Consider the following 18,538-nt stretch of genomic DNA (forward strand, 5'->3'; position numbering starts at 1 on the left):
ATGGAGGATTGTTATGGCTTTATTTAGCCATGTTATCAGTACAGAGAAACAGGCCCTCACCCTCTCTCTGTTCGGCTGTATCACCTTTGCTTGCTTTGGCGTCGGTTATGGCCTGTTTGTTGGCTCCCACGCCATCTTACTCGACGGCGTTTTCACTCTCTTTAGCATGGGCATGACCGGCCTTGGCCTGGTAACCGCCTACCTGGTGACCCGCCCCGATGACGCCCGCTTCCAATACGGCTACGCCCACTTTGAGCCCATCGCCAACGTCATCAACGGCACCTTGATCCTGCTGCTCTGTCTGGCGGCCCTCTATGGCGGCCTCACCACCCTCAATGCCGGTGGACGCGAGATAAACCTCGACCACGCCCTGCTCTACGCCGCCGTCTCCACCTTCTTCTGCGCCGCACTTTACCGCCTTGAGGCGCAGGCCGCCGAGCGGCTCGACTCCGAGCTGGTGCGAGTCGATGCCAAGGAGTGGCAGGTCGACACCATACTGAGCGCCACCCTGCTGCTGGGCTTTGTCATCGCCATGGGGCTCGAGCAGGCCGGCTATGGCCGCTACAACCGCTACATCGATCCGGTGCTGGTCTCGGTGCTGGCCCTGTGCGCCACCCTGATCCCCATCAAGGTGCTGGGGCGCAACCTGCGCGAAGTGCTCAAAATCGCCCCCGAGGGGGAAGTGCAGCAGAAAGTGCAAGCCGAAGTCGAGGCCCTGCGCCAGCGCTACGGGGTCGAGTGCTACAGCCACTTGGCCAAGAGCGGCCGCCGCTTCGAGCTTGAGCTCAACATCCTGGTACCCCACGGGCAGGAGTGGCCCGTCGCCCGTCAGGATGCCCTGCGCCAGGAGCTGTGGGGGCGCCTTGGCGATACCCTGGGCGAAACCTGGCTCTCGGTCTGCTTCACCCGCGAAGCCCGCTGGCTTTGAGGGATTATTGTCATAATCGCAGCACTCTTCTGGGATTAACCCTCTTTTAGGCAAGGCCATAGCGGCCTACTATGACGCCATCGACAGCGACGCCTGTCCTGGCGTCATACTGTCCGCTTCCCTACTTAACGAGGTTTCCATGTCCCACGATCCCCTTTTCTGCCCGCTGCGCCTCGGCCAGCTCTCCTTGCAAAACCGCATCGTCATGCCGCCCATGACCCGCTCGCGCGCCGCCCAACCCGGTGACGTGGCCACCGATCTGATGGCCACCTATTACGCCCAGCGTGCCGGTGCCGGTCTCATCGTCAGCGAAGGCACCCAGATCTCCCCCACCGGCAAAGGTTATGCGTGGACCCCCGGCATCTACAGCCCCGAGCAGGTAGCCGGCTGGCGCAAGGTGACCGACGCGGTGCATGCCAAAGGCGGCGCCATCTTCGCCCAGCTCTGGCACGTCGGACGCGTGACCCACCCGGACAACATCGGCGGCGCCCAGCCGGTCAGCGCCTCGGCCCTGCGCGCCGAAGGGGTGCGGGTGTTTGTCGATAAGGACAACACCCCGGGCTTTGTCGAGACCGTCACCCCGCGCGCCCTCTCGGTAGAGGAGATCGCCGGCGTGGTGAACGAGTACCGCCAGGCGGCCCGCAACGCCATCGAGGCCGGCTTTGACGGCATCGAGCTGCACGGCGCCAACGGCTACCTCATCAACCAGTTCCTCGATTCCGAGTCCAATGCCCGCACCGACCAGTACGGCGGATCGCTCCAAAACCGCCTGCGCTTCCTGCGCGAAGTGGTCGAGGCCGTCGGCGGCGAGATCGGCATGGAGCGGGTCGGTGTGCGCCTGGCCCCCCTCACCACCCTCAATGGCACGGTCGATGCCGATCCGGAGCAGACCTACACCGCTGCCGCCCGCCTGCTCGGCGAGCTGGGCGTGGTCTACCTGCACATCGCCGAAGCCGACTGGGACGACGCCCCTGTGATGCGTGGTGAGTTCAAGCAGGCCCTGCGCGAGGTCTATCCGGGCACCCTCATCTATGCCGGTAAGTACGATGCCGCCCGCGCCCGTGCCGCCATCGCCGAGGGTTGGGCCGACATGGTCGCCTTTGGCCGCCCCTTCGTGGCCAACCCGGATCTGCCCGAGCGGATCCGCCACGATCTCCCCTGGGCGCCCCACGATCCGGCCACCCTGTTTGGCGGCGACGCCAAGGGGCTGACCGACTACCCTAAGGCCGACGGCTCGGCCGCCTGAGAGTGATGCAAGGCCCGCCCCATGGCGGGCCTGTTTGCAAGGAGAACACAATGAACGCGATAAAAAGCCAGGGCTGGTGCTGGCAGGCTGCCGGTGAACCCGATGCCCTCATCCTAACCGATCTTACCCTGCCCGCCCCCGGCCCCGGTGAGGTGGTGGTGGAGAACCGGGTCATCGCCATCAACCCGGTCGACTGGAAGCTCATCGAGTGGGGCCACCCCGACTGGCAGCCGGGACAAGTGCCCGGCGTCGATGGCATGGGGGTGATCGTGGCCTTGGGCGAAGGGGTGCATCACCTGCGCCTCGGCAGCCGGGTCGCCTACCACACGGATCTACGCCGCCACGGCAGCTTCGCCCGCCACACCTGTGTGCCGGCGCGCGCCCTGCTGGCGGTGCCGGAGGCGCTCTCTGACGAGGCGGCCGCCGCCTTCCCCTGCCCCGGCCTCACCGCCTGGCAGGCGCTGGCCAAGCTGCCCGATCTGCATGGGGAGGCGGTGCTGCTCACCGGCGCCGCCAGCAATGTGGGGCGCTACGCCGTCTCGCTGGCGCTGGCCCGCGGCGCCCGCGTGTTTGCCTCGGCCGACGCCCGCCACCACGACGCCCTGCGCCGGCTCGGGGTGCAGGTGGCGGACTATCACGACACCGATTGGCTGGCCACCCTGCGCGCCGCCAACGGCGGTGAGCCGTTTCACGCCATCATCGATCTGGTCTCGAGCGCTCAGGCCAGCGAGCTGTGCCACGCCCTCGGCTATTACGGCCATCTGGTGGCGGTGCTGGGACGGGTGGAGCAGAGCCCCCTGCCCCCCTTCACCCGCTGCCTCTCGCTGCACGAGATCGCCCTCGGCGCTCAGCACGCCCACGGCTCTGCGCGGCAGTGGCAGCAGTTGGTGCAGGCCGGGGAGTCGATGCTCACCGCCATGGTGAGCGGCGCCATGCCGACCGCCCCGCTGGCCGTGCGCGATTTCGCCGCCCTGCCGGCCGCATTGGCCGAGGCCAAGCGACAAGGGGGCGGACGCAAGTTCCTGCTTCGGGTGGCGTTGTTTCCCAAATCAGCCAGCAAGTCATGACGTTCCCAGCCCAGGGTGAGCGCTACACTCGGGGCTTTCTGACAGGTAGGCCAAGGGTATTCAGTTTGTTCATCGCACACACGTAGGCCATGACCTCTCCCACTTGACCGTTGTAGTTACGCAGACTGATTTTCCCCGTCAGCAACTGTTTGAACCGGTACATCGCCGTCTCTGCCAGCGAGCGACGGTGATACCCCGATATCTTCTTCCAGTGCGCCAACCCTTCCTTGCGCATCACCAGCACAGCCTCATTTCTTGGATGCCCCTTTTTCCAGAGCCCCGCACTCTTGCGAGGCGGGATACAGGCTATCGCCCCTTTGCGCGAGATAAGCTGATGGCTGGCCTTGCTGTCATAGGCGCCATCTGCATAAACACGCCCCAGCTTACGCCGCAGAGGGTTAAGCAAGGTGGGCAACACCTCAGCATCATGGACATTTTCCAGCGAGACTTCCGCCGCCACGATATCGTGGCTCACCGGGTCTACCGCCAGATGCAACTTGCGCCACACTCGCCGCTTCTCAGCGCCATGTTTTCTAACCTTCCACTCGCCTTCGCCAAACACCTTCAGGCCAGTCGAGTCGATAACCAGGTCGGTGATGCGCCCCTTGCTGGGCTGCCGATAGGTCACGGTCACCGTGCGGGCCCGCTTGCTGACACAGCTATAGTCCGGTGCGCACAACGGCACATTCATCAACTCGAACAGGGAGTCGAATAGTCCCTGAGTAGCCCGCAGAGTGAGGTTGAAAATTCCCTTGAGCATCAGGAAGGTACAGATGGTCTGGTCAGTGTAAAGCTGGCTGCGGCCCCGCCGCCCATGATGGTCGTGGTAGAGCCAGTTGTTCATGACTTCGGCATCAACCCAGAAGGTGAGTGAACCTCGGTTAATCAAAGACTTGTTGTATTTAGGCCAATTGGTGATGGGGTGAAGCGACTTGCCCATAATGCAGACTTGAAGAGGATGGTGGTGATCAGATCACCAAGTCCTCTGTTAGTTCCATTCAAGCTGCATCGATTTGGGAAACAACGCCATTGATTGCCCTTCGTCAATCAAGGCGCGCAACCACACCGATAGTTGACTCTCAATGTCTCCACCTTGTAGGTAGAGAGACTCACTCAGTGGTGCATCTTGCTCCCACAACGCAACTTCGAAGTTACTGGCCGCCACCTTGATCCCAAATGGGCTGTGGTGCCATGCATCGCTCAATGCAGCTGGGAGTACCCAGGGTAGCGAAGCAGAGACTGACGCCAGTTGATCCGGGCGACGGTCGGGGGCGCGATCGGGTAATTGCAACGCCGTGACAGGGCTCAGCAACCCTTGCCAAAGGGCAGGCTCTTTTACCGAAAGCCACACCGACAGCACCCTGGGATCTTGCAGCCGAACCGCCCGCAACTCACCATCAATCACAATCCGCAGATGGCTCTGCCAATGGGTGAGCTGCTGCTGCCAGGATTGCTCACAGATATAAAGCCAACCCCATGTTGGCTCTTGCTGTTCATCTATCCACTGCTCCACATCAGCCCATTTTTCTATCGCAACCTGACACAACCACGGGCTCGCGTTGAGCACGCTCTCCATGGGGGTCTGATAATACAGGGGATGCATCTGAGTAACCCACTCCTGCTCACACCAGTGCGCGACCGGGTTGGGTTCGTAAAGACGGTCCAGAATAACGTACAGGCCATGAGCCTCTGATGTTGGCATTGCACGCCACTGTTCATAGAGGGTTGTCATGGTTACTCGCACTCATTGATCGACATGGACGCATCCGCCCGTGCAAGCAGCGGGCAGGCTTCGCCTCCCTTGAACGACGGCGGCGGGGTGTAGGCTGGGACGTCAACCCCTCCCGGCAAGCCGGGCATCTGACCCGCCCACCCGGAGCCCGAGCCGGGACTGCCGCCAGAGTTCATCTTGATGGAGGGACCGACCAGGGTGACGCCACTCGGGTCAACTTTTACAAAACTGCCGCCGACTTTGACCGTGATTTCAGCTCCTGCTTCCAGCACGACTTTTTGACCCGACTTGAAATGAATTTCCTGACCCGCTTCCACCAACAACGCTTGGGCAATCTTCTGGTGGAGCGAGGCATCCACTGTGAGGGAAAAATCGCCCTTGATGTGATCGCGCTTCTCGCCCTCCACCGTCAGGTGGTCGCTCCCCTTGATGCGAGTGACCCGATCAAAATCGATGTCGCGATGTTCGTCGTGCTTGATATGCCAAGCGGCATCGTTCTCGATGAGTACATTCAGGTCTTTCTGACCGTGGATGTAAATCTCTTCCTGGCCGGCCTGATCTTCGAAACGCAACTCGTTGAAGCCCTCACCCTGATGGGTCTCGGTACGCAGCACGGTGCGGGTCTTGTTCGCAGGCAGCTCGTAAGGTGGGCGGTTCGTGGCATGGTAGGTACGACCCGTGATGATGGGCTGGTCAGGGTCTCCTTCCAGGAACTCGACGATGACCTCATGGCCGATACGTGGGATGGCCATCATGCCGTACTGGCCGCCAGCCCAGCCCTGGCTCACCCGCACCCAGCAGGAGCTCTGGTCGTTGGAGCTACCATAGCGATCCCACGGAAATTGCAGCTTCACCCGGCCGTGCTCGTCGCAGTAGATCTCTTCGCCCTCGGGGCCCACCACGATGGCGATCTGCGGGCCATCCACCATCGGCTTGTGGGGCGGCAGAGCGCGCCAGGTGGTGCTGGCTTTCACCGCCGCAAAGGCGTTGTGGTAGACGGTCGGGCCGCCGCCCCCCTCCTCCTCCAGCGCCTGCGGCTGCTCGCCCCGATGGCGGATCTGCACCACCTGCCAGTCGATGTTGAGCGCCCCGTTCGGGTGCTCGCTTAAGCTGAACGTCTGGCCCGGCAGCAGAGCGGCGGCGTTGGACTCCCCCTCCCCGCTCACCGCGTCGCGGCGCAGGGCATCGAGCCGGTAACCGCTAAAGGCCTTGCCGCTGGCGTCCTGCTTGAAGCGGCCCGGGTAGTCGAAGTGCTGGTAGTTGTCGCGCTGATGGTCGAGCTCTGCCCCCTGCTTTTGGTGGGAGAGGCCGTAAGCTGGAGTCTTGAAGCTGTAGTCCTTGAGCTCGACGTCAGAGGGGCGCACCGATTCGCGATAGCGAAACTGGCGCACAAAGGCGCCCTGAGAGAGCCCCTGGTTGGCGAGGTTGAAAAACAGCTCGGGCCCGGCGCTCAGGGCTGCGGCGTCATCGGCAAACACGATGCGATGCTGACCTGCTTCAAACTCGTGAAAGTAAAAGAGCCCCTCTTCGGCGGCGAGGCGGTTCACAAATTCAAGGTCGGTTTCCCGGTACTGGACGCAGTACTCACGCTGGGCGTGCTCATTCTTGAGGGCAAAGGCGTAGTCGGTGATGCCCGCCTCTTGCAGCAAGATGCTGATGATCTCCTGCGGACTCTGGCTTTGGAAGATGCGGGCGTTGTGGCGTAGCCCCAATCGCCACAGGGCCGGTTTGACCTCGGCCACGTAGCGGGTGCGGCGAAAGCCGCTGTCCCCTTGGGCAAACTGGCTCACCACCCCGCACACCCGCCGTTGCAGCTCGCCGTTGTACCACACCAGCAGCTCGCAGGGCTGATCGAGCACGGCAGCAAAGTCGATGTCGCTCTGCTGGCTGGCCAGCTCCAGGGTCAGGGTAAAGGGGGTGTTGAGCCCCTCTTCAAGGTCAAAGGCGGCGACGGCGAAGGTGGTGTCGGGCAGTGAGCCCACCTTGACGGTGAACTGAAGTCCGGTCTGGTTGGCCATGGTGGCAAGGCTCCTTTGTGCTTTGCCATTTCACCGCTCGCAGAGGAATGGCAAAGCATAAAAGCTCCGGCGCGGCGCTTGCCACGCCGGAGAAACGGGCCCTTGAGGCCCGATGCACTATATGCACTATCAACAGGTGGGATACGAGGATCAGGCCTCGATCGGCGCACGCCAGTCGTCGGCGCCAGAGGTGCCCGCCACGGTGTGCTCCCAGTCAATCTTGCGATAAGCCATGGAGACCTGGATCAGCTGGGTGAAATCAGCCTTGGCCGGATCTTGGCAGTGGGGCATCTGGCAGTCGATGTCGACGATGGTGGCATCGGTCAGCACGGTGCTGAAGAAGTGCTCTTGCTTACCTTCCACGGAGGTGCGGTACCACTTCAGGGTCACCTTCGGCAGCATCTCACCGGACGCCAGGGCGTTGTACATGAGGGGGACGGCCTTGTTCAGGGCCACGGTGAACTTGAACGGCTTGTGCACACGCTGGCCGGACGGCTGACCGGATTGCGGGTCGGTCGGTACAGTGACGACATGTTGGAACTCTTGCACCAGCATCTCGTCTTCGTGGCCCTGCACGAAGATGTTACCGACAGATTCGGCGGTGAAAGCGCCGGCAGTGATGTTGCCTTGGGTCTTGCCCTGAATGCTGATATAGCATGGAGTTGGCATGATGATGCTCCTAATCGATGGATTCAATGAGATAACACTCGTCCATCCCAACGACAGTAATCATGCCATTTTGTTGTTTTGTTATTTATCAATCACTTACAATAACTTCCATTACAACCCCAGCACCCACCGCGCAAGATATTGCGTGAAATGCGCATATAAGCCAGCAAAAATCTCTCAATTGGTTATTTCCACTACATGGCGAGCAAAAAATTGCGCAGTACAGTTTTATTCTCCAAATACATGCAGTGTTTTACTCGAGCCAGCAGCTTGGACATGCCTCTGCATTAGTTATTGCGCGTGATGGTTTCATGCCGCTTGTGCCACAACCGTTCTATGTAACGCTTGCGCTGATATGAACAGCACCAGTAAGAGGACAGTCTTGGCGACAGGCAAGATAGGGACACAGCCAGCCAAAAGGCTTGCACAGCCCCCTTCCTCCAGTAATCTACGATTCGGAACAGTTAGTTAGAGCATACCGATGGCAAGGTGGGACTTGAGAAAGTCGAGCCAGGCGCGCAGCCGTGGATCGCGCTGGGCATCGGAGTAGAAGACGGCGTTGATCGGGCGCGAGGCGCCGCTGTTGGAGCGGGCCAGCACCTCGACCAGGGCGCCGCTCTCCCGATCCGGCCCGGTCATGAAGTCCGACAGGCAGACCAGCCCCTCCCCGGCCAAGGCCAGCTGGCGCAGGGTCTCGCCGCTGCTGGCTCGCAGGGAGGGGGTCACCGGCAGGCGATCCCCTTCGCGCGAGAGTAGCGGCCAGTGATTGAGGTGATCGGGGCTAATAAAGCCCAGCAGCACGTGCCCCGCCAGATCCTCCGGGGTGCGCGGCGTGCCGTGGCGCTTGAGATAATCGGGGGCAGCCAGGACGCGCAGGCGTGAGCGGCCAAGCGGCATGGCGCGCAGGGAGGAGTCCCCCAGCTCGCCGATGCGGATCGCCACATCGACCCGCCGCTCCATTAGGTTGATGAACCCCTCCGAGCTGTTGAGTTGCAGCTCGATGGCGGGGTAGCGTTCGCGAAAGCGCCCCAGTATCGGCACCAACTGATGCAGGATGAAGGGGGTGGCGGCATCGATCCGCAAGATCCCCTCGGGCTGCTCGCGGCGCATCAGCAGCGTCCCCTCCGCCTCGGCCATCTCGGTCAGGATCTTCACCGCCCGCTGATAGAACCACTCCCCCTCCTCGGTCAGGCTGAGGCTGCGGGTGGTGCGGGTGAGCAGCACGGTGGCGAGCTTCTGCTCGAGGCGTTTGACCCCGCGGCTCACCACCGAGTTGTCGAGGCCGAGGTTCTCGGCGGCCTGGCGAAAACTGCCCGCCTCCACCACCGCCACAAACAGGGCCAGCTCATCGGAATGGGTCTTCATGATTGCTGCCTTTGATACAAGAGTGTCTGCGCTTTATAGCGTTACATGCAGGATGATGGCAAGGGTCGGCCATCAAAGAGGGGAGCCTTGGCTCCCCTCTTTGTCTTCACAGCAGGCCGCGCACCAAGATGCCGGCAATCAGCAGCGGCGCCACCAGCCGCCAGCACCAGAGCAGGCAGGCTCGTGGCAGCGGCGCCAGATCCTCCGGCACCATGCGCGCACCGAGCTTCCAGCCCAGCAGCAGGGTCAGCACCAGCCCGAACAGGGGCATCATCAGGTTGGAGGTGAGGTAGTCGAGCAGATCGAACAGGGTCTTGCCAAACAGGGTGTACTCGGCCCAAGGGCCGAACGACAGGCTCACCGGAATGCCGCAGGCCATGATGAGCAGGGTCAGGGTGCGACAGGCGCCGCGCCGGTTCCAGCCCCACTCCTCGGTGGTGAAGCGCACCAGGTGTTCGAGCATGGAGATGGACGAAGAGAGCGCGGCCACCAGCAGCAGCAGGAAGAAGATCACCGCCAGCCCCTGACCCAGCGGCAGGTGCTGGAACACGGCGGGCATGGTCATGAAGGTGAGCCCAGGCCCGGCAGTCGGATCGATGCCGGTAGAGGCGAGCACCGGGAAGATCATTAGCCCCGCCAGCACTGAGATAAGGCTCGCCAGGGTCACCACCCAGACGCCGGAGCGCACCACGCCATCGCTGCTGGGCAGATAGGCGCCATAGGTGGTGTGTACCCCCAAGCCAATGGAGAGGGAGAAAAAAGCAAGGCCAAGGGCATCGAGCACCCCTTGGCCGGTGAGGTGGCCAAAATCTGGCAACAGGAACTGGCGCACCCCGGCCATGGCGCCGGGCATCGAGAGGCCAGTTAGCACCAGCAGCAGCATCATCAGAAACAGGGCCGGCATCATCCAGCGCAGCGCCCGCTCCACCCCCTGTTGCAACCCCCCCTGCACAAACCACCAGGTGAGGCCGGCAAAGATCAGGTGGGTCAGCACAGGCCAGATCGGATCGCTCACATAACCACCAAACAGGGCGGTCAGCGCCGCCGCATCGCCGTGGTTGAGCTCACCGCCGATGGCCAGCGCCGCGTAGCCCACGGTCCAGCCCCCCACCACGCTGTAGAAGCTGTAGATGAAAAAGCCGCACAGGATCCCCATGTAACCCATCCAGCGCCACTTCGGCCCCACCAACTGGTGAAAAGCGCCGAGCACGCCGCGCTGGCTGTGGCTGCCGAGCAGGGTCTCTCCAACCTGCACCGCGACCCCCAGGGTGAAGCTAAACAGCAGAAACATCAGCAAGAAGGCGCCGCCGCCGTTGGTGGCGGTCACATAGGGAAATTTCCAGATAGCGCCAAGGCCGATGGCCGAGCCAGCCGCCGCCAGCACATGCCCGACACGGGAAGACCACTGCACCTGGCTCATGCCACCTCCGCGGAATAGATCATCACTTCACTCCAGCTACAAAAAGGGCCGCCCCTGGCGACCCGTACTGCAATCCATGCCGGCGTACGCGTCAGGATGGCGCCCGAAGAGAGCGGGAACATCGAGCCGTCGCGCGGCAATCTGAACATGGATAGCAGCCTTGAAATTGAAAGGCCCACAGCCTAAACCATGGAAAGAATCTTTGACACAAATTTCTGTCATTATCTGCATGCACAGATTGCACTATGGCAAAAAGTCATTATTCCTAGAGTTTCACTCTGCCCACAGCCCGGTGCTCTTGCGCTGCGCTCCCCCGGTAAAGGGGCATGGGCGAAACATTTATATGCGTAATTCGCACTCAACATCGTCTATTAATGACAATAACGCACCAGTGAACTGCGCCATGGCGTCTGTTTTCCCCACTCCCCCCTTGGCATACTGCCCGGCATCATCCACCGCTCAGCAGGAAGTCCCATGTCTACCGTCATCGTCATTGCCCGCCTAGTGGCACAACCCGGTCAGGGTGAATCACTGCATCGCGCCTTGCAGCCTCTGATGGAAGCCACCCGCGCCGAGCCGGGCTGCCTTGCCTATGACCTGCACCAGGAGCGAGACAATCCCGACGCTTGGATGCTGTTTGAGCGCTGGGAGAGCGATGCCGCCCTGGCCGCCCACAATCAAGCCCCCCACCTGGCCCACTTCGCCACCACCTTTGGTGCGACTCTGGTCGAGCGGGACGTTCGCTACTATCACCCCCTTTCCCGCTAAGGAGATTTTTCATGCAGATGCCTTCCATCGGTCTTGGCACCTTCCGCCTTGAGGGCGCACCGCTCATCGGCTCCCTCGAAACCGGCCTCGAGCTTGGCTATCGCCACATCGACACCGCCCAGATCTACGGCAACGAAGCCGAAGTGGGCCAGGTGCTCAGTCAAAGCGCCCTGCCACGCAGCGATCTCTTCCTCACCACCAAGGTGTGGACCAGCGAATTTGGCCCCGGCAAGGTGATCCCGAGCCTCGAGCTGAGCCTGGAGAAGCTCAAGACCGACTACCTGGATCTGGCGCTGATCCACTGGCCGAGCCCGAGCGATGAAGTCGCGATGGCGGTCTACCTCGAGCAGTTGGCCGAGGCCCGCGAGCGTGGTCTGACCCGCGAGATCGGCGTCTCCAACTTTACCTCTGCCCAGATCAAGCAGGCCGTCTCCATCCTGGGAGCCGGCGCCATCACCCACCAGCAGATTGAGGTACACCCCCTGCTGCAAAACCGCATCGTGCGCGACGTTTGCCGCGAGCTGGGCATCGCCGTCACGGCCTACATGCCGCTTGCCTACGGCAAGGTGCTCGACGAGCCGGTGCTCAAAGAGATCGCCGCGCGCCACGGGGCCAGCCCGGCCCAGGTGTCGCTGGCTTGGCTGCACGCCCAGGGGATGACGGTGATCCCCAGCTCCACCAAGCGTGAGCATCAGGCCGCCAACCTGGCCGCTCTGGATCTGCGCCTGAGCGCCGAAGAGATGGCGGCGATTGCCCCGCTCGATCGCGGTGAGCGCTGCGCCAACCCGGACTTCGCCCCCGCCTGGGACTGATCCCGCCCCCACGAAACAGCCCACCTCTCGGTGGGCTTTTTTATGTCTGCTTATAGGCTATTGATGCAATAAAACCAAAAGTGTCTTGGTTTTACCGTCATTTTAAACAACAAACACCCCCTGCATACTGCGCTCACTGTATATCACCACCCAATCTGGAGTTTTCCATGCCACTGGCGTTATTTGCCCTCACTCTCAGTGCCTTTGCCATCGGCACCACCGAATTTGTCATCGTCGGACTGGTGCCCACCATCGCCGAACAGCTGGCGGTCTCTCTCCCCTCGGCGGGGCTGCTGGTCAGCCTCTATGCCCTCGGCGTCGCCGTCGGTGCCCCGGTGCTGACCGCCCTCACCGCTCGGCTGCCGCGCAAGTGGCTGCTGGTCGCCTTGATGGGGGTCTTCACCCTCGGCAACCTGTTTGCCTGGCAGGCGCCCGACTATGGCACCCTGGTGATGGCCCGCGTGCTCACCGGCCTCACCCACGGGGTCTTCTTCTCCATTGGCTCGACCATCGCCACCGGTCTGGTGGCCCGCGAGAAGGCGGCCAGTGCCATCGCCATCATGTTCAGCGGCCTGACCGTGGCACTGGTGACCGGGGTGCCGCTCGGTACCTGGATTGGTCAGCACTTCGGCTGGCGTGAGACCTTCCTGGTGGTGAGTCTGCTCGGTGCCATCGCCCTGCTCGGCAGCCTGCTGCTGATCCCGGCCAACCTGCCCAAGGGTGAGGCGGCCCGCTTTAAGGATCAGCTCTCGGTGCTGACCAAAGCCCCCCTGCTCAAGGTCTATGCCAAGACGGCGCTCGGCTACGGCGGCTCCTTCACTGCGTTTACCTTCCTCGCCCCAATCTTGCAGCAGGTGAGCGGTCTTTCCGCCAACGCCGTGAGCCTGGTGCTGCTCGCCTACGGAGCCTCGGTTGCCGTCGGCAACATCTGGGGTGGCAAGCTGGCCGATCGCCTCGGTGCGGTGCGCGCTCTGCGGGTGATGTTCGCCGGCCTGGCCCTGGTGTTGCTGGCCCTCAACTTCACCGCATCGAGCCCGGTGCTGGTGGTGCTCACCGTACTGGTGTGGGGCGCCTTCGCCTTCGGCAACGTGCCGGGTCTGCAAGTGCTGGTGGTACAGGAAGCCGAGCGCCACGCCCCCAAGGCGGTGGACGTCGCCTCGGGCCTGAACATCGCCGCCTTCAACATCGGTATCGCGCTGGGCTCTGTGGTCGGTGGCGCCACCGTCGAGCACCTCGGCCTCATTCACACCCCCTGGATCGGCGCCCTCATCGTGCTGATGGCCCTGGCGCTGACCTATACCGGTCGCCGTGCCGATACCCCGGCTCTCGCCACCTGCAAGTAAACCGTGTGATCGTGCGCCCAGCTTGCTCATCCGGCGGCTGGGCGCCGTGCCATGGGGCCGTTATGCTGGCCCCATGACTGCATCGGAGATCGCCCATGAAAGTGCTCATCGTCCACGCCCACCCCGAACCCTTAAGCTTCTGTGGCGCCCTGTTCGAGACCGCCATCGAGACGCTGGAAGCCGCCGGGCACACCGTCATGACCAGCGATCTCTATGCCATGGGCTTTGATCCGGTCTCGGATCGGCGCAACTTCCATACCCAGCACCACCCCACCTACCTCAGGTTGCAGCAAGAGGAGCGTTACGCCGCCCGGCGCGACAGCTTCACCGCCGAGATTGACGGCGAGATGGCCAAGCTGGAGGAGGCCGAGCTGCTCATCTTGCTCTTTCCCCTCTGGTGGTTTGGCCTGCCGGCCATCCTCAAAGGCTGGGTCGACCGGGTCTTTGCCATGGGACGTATCTATGAGGAGGGCCAACTGTATCAGCACGGCCGCTTTGCCAAGCGGCGCGCCCTGCTCTGTGTGACCACGGGAGCCGATGAGCCGGCCTACCAGCCAGAGGGGCTGCACGGCGACATCCATGCCATCTTGCGTCCCATTGAGCGCGGCATCTTGCAATGTGTCGGTTATCAGGTGCTTGCCCCTGCCCTGTTCCATGGGCCGGAAGGTGCCGAGCTGGTGGTGCGCGAGCACTGGCTCGACGAGTGGGCGGCGCGCCTGACGACCATAGAGCGCGAATCCCCCATCGAGGTCGGCCGCTACCGATAAAAAAAGAGGAGCCATCGGCTCCTCTTTTTGTCACTCGTGATGCGTCTCATCATCCCCCAACCCGGCGGCCCAGCGCGCCTCCAGCCAGAGCAGGTTGCACAGACCGACCAGCAGGGCAAAACCAAGCCCAAGGAACCAGGTGAAATACCACATACGTCTCTCTCCTTGTCAGTAGAGTTGATGGCTGCGGCGGCGCAGCTGTGCCCGGTCGATCCGCCCGCGCACGACCCGGTAGACCCAGAGGGTGTAGCCGAGGTTGATGGGCATCAGCACCAGCACGATGCCGAGCATGATGGCCAGGGTCTTAAAGCTCGATACCCCATCCCACAGGGTCAGGCTGCTGCCCGGATCAAGTGACGAGGGGAGCACAAACGGAAACAGTGCGATGGCGACCGACACCAGCATGGCCGCGCAGGCGCCGCCGCTGGCCAGCAGTCCCAGCCGTGGCAAGCGGCGCCAGGCTAGCAGAGCACTTAGCAGCGGCAGCACAGCCCCCAGCAGGGGCACCAGCCACAGGGCCGGCGTCGCCCGGTAGTTGGCCAGCCAGCCCTCTGGGTGCAAGGTCACCAGCTTGGTCAGCGGGCTCAGGGCCGCGTCGGTGGCAAGCCCTGGGGCGAGCGCATAACCCGGCAGGGCCGCCAACTGCCAGCCGGCCAGCAGGTAAGCGCCGCTCACCAGCCCCCCCAGCCCCATAGCTAGGGCGCGGCCCCGCTGCGCTACCGCCCCCTCGACTTTGACGTGCAAAAAGCTGGCCCCGTGCAACAGCAAGGCCGCGACCACGCAGAGCATGACGGCGGCGATAAAGCGGCCGTGCAGGTCGAAGGGGCCATAGTGCAGGCGCAGGGCGCTGTCGAAGCGAAACGGCAGCCCCTGCATCACCAGAGCCAGGGCCGCCCCGAGCACCAGGGTCGGCAGCAGGCCACCGGCCACCAGGGCGCGATCCCACCAGCGCCGCCAAGCGGCGTGCTCGAGCTTGCTGCGATAATCAAAGCCGACCGGACGCAGGAACAGGCCAAACAGCAGCACGATGAGGGGCACATAGAGCACCGAGAAGGCGGCGGCATAGACTAAGGGCCAGGCGGCGAACAGGGCACCGGCACCGGCGATGATCCACACCTGGTTGCCCTCCCACACCGGGCCGACGCTGTTGATCACCAAGCGGCGCTCCTCGTCGTCGCGGCCCACTAGCGGCAGCAGCATGGCGATGCCGAGGTCGAAACCATCGAGCACCACGAAGCCCACCAGCATGAAGAGCACCAGGCCCCACCAGATCAGTTTCAGGGTTGCGTAATCCATCAGGCGCTCCTTGGCAGCGAAGATGAGGAGACAAGCGGCGCGCGCACCATGGCCGGCCCCTTGCCGATGACGTGGCAAAGCAGGAACAGCTCCACCACCAGCAGGCTCAGGTAGATAGTGCAGATGCCGATCAGGCTGAACCAGAGTTGCCCTGCGCTGAGCAAGGAGACCGAGGCCGACACCGGCAGCACGTCGCTGATGGTCCAGGGCTGGCGACCGAACTCGGCCACAAACCAACCCGCCTCAATGGCGAGCCAGGGCAGCGGGATCGACCAAAGCAGGGCCCGCAGCAGGCGCGGCGAGCGGGTCAGCTGGTGGCGGCACAACTGCACAAAGCCCGCCACAAATAGTCCCAGCATCACCACCCCAAGCCCCACCATGAGGCGAAACGACCAAAACAGCGGCGCCACCGGCGGGATCGAGTCATCGACCGCCTTGGCGATGGCCGCCTCGTCGGCGCTGGCGATGGGGTTGGCATACGGCGTGAGCAGCAGGCCATAGCCGAGATCGGCCCGGTGGCGCTCAAAACGCGTCCGGGTCGCCTCGCTCTCATCCCCGGCGCGGATCCGCTCCAGAGCGTCGACCGCCTCGATCCCCTGGCGAATACGCTGGGCGTGCTCGCGCTTGAGATCCTTGATACCGGTGACCGGCTCATCGAGGGAGCGGGTGGCGATAAGCCCCATCATGTAGGGGATCTTGATGGCGGCGTGGGTGGTCTCGGCCTGCTGATCCGGAAAGCCAAACAGGGTGAAGGCCGCTGGCGCCGGCTCGGTCTCCCACTCCGCCTCGATGGCGGCGAGCTTGACCTTCTGCACCTCGCCGGTGCGATAGCCCGACTCGTCGCCAAGCACGATCACCGAGAGGATGGCCGCCAGACCAAAGCCCGAGGCGATGGCAAACGAGCGCAGGGCAAAGGCCTGCTCACGCCGGCGCAGCAGGTACCAACTGCTCACCCCCATTACGAACATGGAGGCCGCCACGTAACCCGCCGCCACCGTGTGGACGAACTTGACCTGGGCTACCGGGTTAAACAGCACCGCCGCCACGTCGGTCAGCTCCATGCGCTGGGTCAGCAGGTTGAACTCGGCACCGACCGGGTTCTGCATCCAGCCGTTGCCGATGAGGATCCACAGGGCCGAGAGGTTGGAGCCAAGCGCCACCAGCGCTGTCACCAGCAGATGCTGACCCCGAGAGAGCTTGTCCCAGCCGAAGAAGAAAAGGCCCACCAGGGTCGATTCGAGGAAGAAGGCCATCAGCCCCTCGACCGCCAAGGGAGTGCCGAAGATGTCGCCAACATAGTGGGAGTAATAGGCCCAGTTGGTGCCGAACTGGAACTCCAGAGTGAGGCCTGTGGTCACCCCCATGACGAAGTTGATGCCAAAGAGTTTCCCCCAGAAACGGGTGATCTCCTGGTAGACGATCTTGCCGGTCATCACATAGGCCGACTCGGCGATCACCAAGATCCAGGAAAGACCCAAGGTGAGGGGCACAAACAGGAAGTGGAACATGGCCGTGGCGCCAAATTGCAGGCGCGACAGGTTTACCACGTCATCCGGATTGATCATGTGTCGCTTCTCTTTTGATGTACTTGGTAGGCACGTTTTTTGTGCCGCGCCAGTACACCACGGAGCATGACACCTATAACAGATGCAGTTATAGTGAATTACACCTATAACAGTTTGACCCAATCATGCCCCTCTACCGCGATCTCGCCGAGCGACTGCGCACCCAGATCGAGGCCGGCGTCTGGCAACCGGGGGAGCGTATCCCCTCCATCCGCCAGAGCTGCCAGGCCCACCGCCTGAGCCCCATGACGGTATTGCAGGCCTATCAACTGCTCGAAAGCCAGGGGCTGTTGCAGGCGCGTCCCCAATCCGGCTACTACGTCAAGGGGAGCCCGGCGCGCCAGCCGACCGCCATGGGGGTGACCCGCTACACCGGCGCCGTCGACATCAACGATCTGGTGTTCGAGGTGTTGCAGGCGAGCAAGGCCCGCAACCTGGTGCCCCTCGGCATGGCAGTGGCCGATCCCCACCTGTTCCCCCTGCCCCGCCTCGGCCGCCTGCTGGCCAGTTGCATGCGCAGCCTCGATCCGTTCAGCACCGTCACCGATCTGCCTCCCGGTAACGAGGCGCTGCGCCGTGCCATCGCCCAGCGCTACGCCCGGCACGGGCTGCCGGTAGACCCTGGCGAGATCATCATCACCACCGGCGCCATGGAGGCGCTCTCTTTGAGCTTGCAAGCCCTGACCGAGCCCGGCGACTGGGTGGTAGTGGAGTCCCCCACCTTTTACGGCGCCCTGCAAGCCATCGAGCGCCTCAAGCTGCGGGCGGTGGAGATCCCGGTGATCCCCGGGGTCGGTATCTGCCTGAGCCGGCTCGAGGCGGCCCTGCGCGATCGCCCCATCAAGGCGTGCTGGCTGATGGCCAACGTGCAGCACCCCCTCGGCCACACCCAGCGTGACGAACACAAGGCGGCTCTGATGGCGCTGCTGGCCCGCTACCGGGTGCCGGTGGTGGAGGATGATGTCTACGGGGAGCTCTATTTCGGGCGCGAGCGGCCCCTGCCCCTCAAGGCGTGGGACAAGGCGGGCACCAGCCTGCTCTGCTCGTCGTTTTCCAAGTGTGTGGCGCCGGGCTTTCGGGTCGGCTGGGTGGTGGCCGGACAGTACGCCCCGCGCATCGAGCGGCTGCAACTCATCTCGACCCTGGCGACCAATGTGCCAAGCCAGCTGGCCCTGGCCGCTCTGCTCACCCAAGGGGGCTATGACGCCCACCTGCGCCGCCTGCGCACCACGCTGGCGCGGCGCATGAGCCAGATGCGCTCGGCCCTGCTGGCCCTGCTGCCCGAATCGGTCACCCTCAGCCAACCCGAGGGGGGCTTTTTTCTCTGGCTCACCCTGCCCCCCGGCTGCGACACCCGCGCTCTGCATCGCCAGGCGCTGGCTGCCGGGTTTTCACTTGCCCCAGGGGCGCTCTTCTCAGGGGGCGGCGAGCACGAGCACGGCCTGCGCCTGAACGCCTCTCTTCCCTGGAGCCCGGAGCTGGAGCAGGCCCTCTCCACCCTGGCCGGCTGGATCCGCGCCCTCTGCCCCCAGACATGACAAG

The 18,538-nt window shown here is 63.3% G+C and carries 17 protein-coding genes; 8 read left to right on the plus strand and 9 right to left on the minus strand.

The features are described 5' to 3' along the window. Nucleotides 1-13: 13 nt before the first annotated feature. The 3 genes from FE240_RS09670 (at nt 14) to FE240_RS09680 (ending at nt 3,241) form a co-directional block, all read left to right on the plus strand. Nucleotides 14-928 carry a cation diffusion facilitator family transporter gene (locus tag FE240_RS09670; RefSeq protein WP_193000551.1) on the plus strand — a complete coding sequence of 305 codons (915 nt, stop codon included), beginning with the start codon at nt 14-16 and terminating at the stop codon, nt 926-928. Nucleotides 929-1,067: 139 nt separating this feature from the next. Then, nucleotides 1,068-2,174 carry an alkene reductase gene (locus FE240_RS09675; protein ID WP_193000553.1) on the plus strand — a complete coding sequence of 369 codons (1,107 nt, stop codon included), beginning with the start codon at nt 1,068-1,070 and terminating at the stop codon, nt 2,172-2,174. Between the two features lie 50 nt (nt 2,175-2,224). Then, entirely contained in the window at nt 2,225-3,241 is a 1,017-nt protein-coding gene (locus FE240_RS09680; RefSeq protein ID WP_193000555.1) for an alcohol dehydrogenase catalytic domain-containing protein, read from the plus strand. Between the two features lie 22 nt (nt 3,242-3,263). On the opposite strand, the gene FE240_RS09685 is transcribed toward FE240_RS09680, so the two are convergent. The 6 genes from FE240_RS09685 to FE240_RS09710 all read right to left on the minus strand — a co-directional run bounded on the left by FE240_RS09685 (nt 3,264) and on the right by FE240_RS09710 (nt 10,445). After that, nucleotides 3,264-4,181: an IS5 family transposase gene (locus tag FE240_RS09685; protein ID WP_193000518.1), complete on the minus strand. Its 918-nt coding sequence runs from the start codon at nt 4,179-4,181 to the stop codon at nt 3,264-3,266. A gap of 48 nt (nt 4,182-4,229) precedes the next feature. Continuing rightward, complete coding sequence (locus tag FE240_RS09690; protein ID WP_193000556.1) at nt 4,230-4,973, minus strand: DUF4123 domain-containing protein; 744 nt, start codon at nt 4,971-4,973, stop codon at nt 4,230-4,232. Nucleotides 4,974-4,975: 2 nt separating this feature from the next. After that, nucleotides 4,976-6,991, minus strand: coding sequence for a type VI secretion system Vgr family protein (locus FE240_RS09695; protein WP_193000558.1), 2,016 nt, complete (start codon nt 6,989-6,991; stop codon nt 4,976-4,978). 150 nt (nt 6,992-7,141) lie between these two features. Next, nucleotides 7,142-7,660, minus strand: coding sequence for a type VI secretion system effector Hcp1 (hcp1, locus tag FE240_RS09700; RefSeq protein ID WP_193000561.1), 519 nt, complete (start codon nt 7,658-7,660; stop codon nt 7,142-7,144). Nucleotides 7,661-8,128: 468 nt separating this feature from the next. After that, a complete protein-coding gene (locus FE240_RS09705; RefSeq protein WP_193000563.1) occupies nt 8,129-9,025 on the minus strand; it encodes a LysR substrate-binding domain-containing protein in 897 nt (298 codons plus the stop codon). Nucleotides 9,026-9,131: 106 nt separating this feature from the next. Next, nucleotides 9,132-10,445, minus strand: a complete 1,314-nt coding sequence (locus FE240_RS09710; RefSeq protein ID WP_193000565.1) for a sodium-dependent transporter — start codon at nt 10,443-10,445, stop codon at nt 9,132-9,134. Nucleotides 10,446-10,919: 474 nt separating this feature from the next. On the opposite strand from FE240_RS09710, the gene FE240_RS09715 reads away from it, so the two are divergent. The 4 genes from FE240_RS09715 to FE240_RS09730 all read left to right on the plus strand — a co-directional run bounded on the left by FE240_RS09715 (nt 10,920) and on the right by FE240_RS09730 (nt 14,135). After that, nucleotides 10,920-11,213 carry a putative quinol monooxygenase gene (locus FE240_RS09715; RefSeq protein ID WP_193000567.1) on the plus strand — a complete coding sequence of 98 codons (294 nt, stop codon included), beginning with the start codon at nt 10,920-10,922 and terminating at the stop codon, nt 11,211-11,213. Between the two features lie 11 nt (nt 11,214-11,224). Continuing rightward, nucleotides 11,225-12,025 carry a 2,5-didehydrogluconate reductase DkgB gene (gene dkgB / locus FE240_RS09720; protein WP_193000569.1) on the plus strand — a complete coding sequence of 267 codons (801 nt, stop codon included), beginning with the start codon at nt 11,225-11,227 and terminating at the stop codon, nt 12,023-12,025. A 167-nt stretch (nt 12,026-12,192) separates the two neighbouring features. After that, entirely contained in the window at nt 12,193-13,368 is a 1,176-nt protein-coding gene (locus FE240_RS09725) for an MFS transporter (RefSeq protein ID WP_193000571.1), read from the plus strand. A gap of 95 nt (nt 13,369-13,463) precedes the next feature. Further along, complete coding sequence (locus FE240_RS09730) at nt 13,464-14,135, plus strand: NAD(P)H-dependent oxidoreductase (RefSeq protein ID WP_193000573.1); 672 nt, start codon at nt 13,464-13,466, stop codon at nt 14,133-14,135. Nucleotides 14,136-14,165: 30 nt separating this feature from the next. Here FE240_RS09730 and FE240_RS09735 read toward each other — a convergent pair whose 3' ends face one another. Genes FE240_RS09735 through FE240_RS09745 form a run of 3 tightly spaced genes read right to left on the minus strand, consistent with a single transcriptional unit; the run spans nt 14,166 to nt 16,996 of the window. After that, the gene (locus FE240_RS09735) at nt 14,166-14,288 is read right to left on the minus strand and encodes a CydX/CbdX family cytochrome bd oxidase small subunit (protein ID WP_193000575.1); all 123 of its coding nucleotides are present in this window, start codon (nt 14,286-14,288) and stop codon (nt 14,166-14,168) included. Nucleotides 14,289-14,303: 15 nt separating this feature from the next. Then, the gene (gene cydB / locus FE240_RS09740; RefSeq protein ID WP_193000577.1) at nt 14,304-15,431 is read right to left on the minus strand and encodes a cytochrome d ubiquinol oxidase subunit II; all 1,128 of its coding nucleotides are present in this window, start codon (nt 15,429-15,431) and stop codon (nt 14,304-14,306) included. Next, nucleotides 15,431-16,996 (minus strand): cytochrome ubiquinol oxidase subunit I, encoded by a 1,566-nt coding sequence (locus tag FE240_RS09745; RefSeq protein ID WP_193000578.1) that lies wholly within the window; start codon nt 16,994-16,996, stop codon nt 15,431-15,433. Before FE240_RS09745 ends, cydB begins: the two co-directional genes overlap by 1 nt. 125 nt (nt 16,997-17,121) lie before the next feature. Here FE240_RS09745 and FE240_RS09750 point away from each other — a divergent pair, with 125 nt between their 5' ends. Next, entirely contained in the window at nt 17,122-18,534 is a 1,413-nt protein-coding gene (locus FE240_RS09750) for an aminotransferase-like domain-containing protein (protein ID WP_193000579.1), read from the plus strand. Nucleotides 18,535-18,538 lie beyond the last annotated feature (4 nt).

Source organism: Aeromonas simiae, from assembly GCF_014892695.1.
Lineage (GTDB): Bacteria > Pseudomonadota > Gammaproteobacteria > Enterobacterales > Aeromonadaceae > Aeromonas > Aeromonas simiae.

Excerpts from the sequence above, each read along its gene's own strand:
- FE240_RS09670 (WP_193000551.1), top strand. The coding sequence starts at position 14 with ATGGCTTTATTTAGCCATGTTATCAGTACAGAGAAACAGGCCCTCACC.
- FE240_RS09675 (WP_193000553.1), top strand. The coding sequence starts at position 1,068 with ATGTCCCACGATCCCCTTTTCTGCCCGCTGCGCCTCGGCCAGCTCTCC.
- FE240_RS09680 (WP_193000555.1), top strand. The coding sequence starts at position 2,225 with ATGAACGCGATAAAAAGCCAGGGCTGGTGCTGGCAGGCTGCCGGTGAA.
- FE240_RS09685 (WP_193000518.1), bottom strand. The coding sequence starts at position 4,181 with ATGGGCAAGTCGCTTCACCCCATCACCAATTGGCCTAAATACAACAAG.
- FE240_RS09690 (WP_193000556.1), bottom strand. The coding sequence starts at position 4,973 with ATGACAACCCTCTATGAACAGTGGCGTGCAATGCCAACATCAGAGGCT.
- FE240_RS09695 (WP_193000558.1), bottom strand. The coding sequence starts at position 6,991 with ATGGCCAACCAGACCGGACTTCAGTTCACCGTCAAGGTGGGCTCACTG.
- hcp1 (WP_193000561.1), bottom strand. The coding sequence starts at position 7,660 with ATGCCAACTCCATGCTATATCAGCATTCAGGGCAAGACCCAAGGCAAC.
- FE240_RS09705 (WP_193000563.1), bottom strand. The coding sequence starts at position 9,025 with ATGAAGACCCATTCCGATGAGCTGGCCCTGTTTGTGGCGGTGGTGGAG.
- FE240_RS09710 (WP_193000565.1), bottom strand. The coding sequence starts at position 10,445 with ATGAGCCAGGTGCAGTGGTCTTCCCGTGTCGGGCATGTGCTGGCGGCG.
- FE240_RS09715 (WP_193000567.1), top strand. The coding sequence starts at position 10,920 with ATGTCTACCGTCATCGTCATTGCCCGCCTAGTGGCACAACCCGGTCAG.
- dkgB (WP_193000569.1), top strand. The coding sequence starts at position 11,225 with ATGCAGATGCCTTCCATCGGTCTTGGCACCTTCCGCCTTGAGGGCGCA.
- FE240_RS09725 (WP_193000571.1), top strand. The coding sequence starts at position 12,193 with ATGCCACTGGCGTTATTTGCCCTCACTCTCAGTGCCTTTGCCATCGGC.
- FE240_RS09730 (WP_193000573.1), top strand. The coding sequence starts at position 13,464 with ATGAAAGTGCTCATCGTCCACGCCCACCCCGAACCCTTAAGCTTCTGT.
- FE240_RS09735 (WP_193000575.1), bottom strand. The coding sequence starts at position 14,288 with ATGTGGTATTTCACCTGGTTCCTTGGGCTTGGTTTTGCCCTGCTGGTC.
- cydB (WP_193000577.1), bottom strand. The coding sequence starts at position 15,431 with ATGGATTACGCAACCCTGAAACTGATCTGGTGGGGCCTGGTGCTCTTC.
- FE240_RS09745 (WP_193000578.1), bottom strand. The coding sequence starts at position 16,996 with ATGATCAATCCGGATGACGTGGTAAACCTGTCGCGCCTGCAATTTGGC.
- FE240_RS09750 (WP_193000579.1), top strand. The coding sequence starts at position 17,122 with ATGCCCCTCTACCGCGATCTCGCCGAGCGACTGCGCACCCAGATCGAG.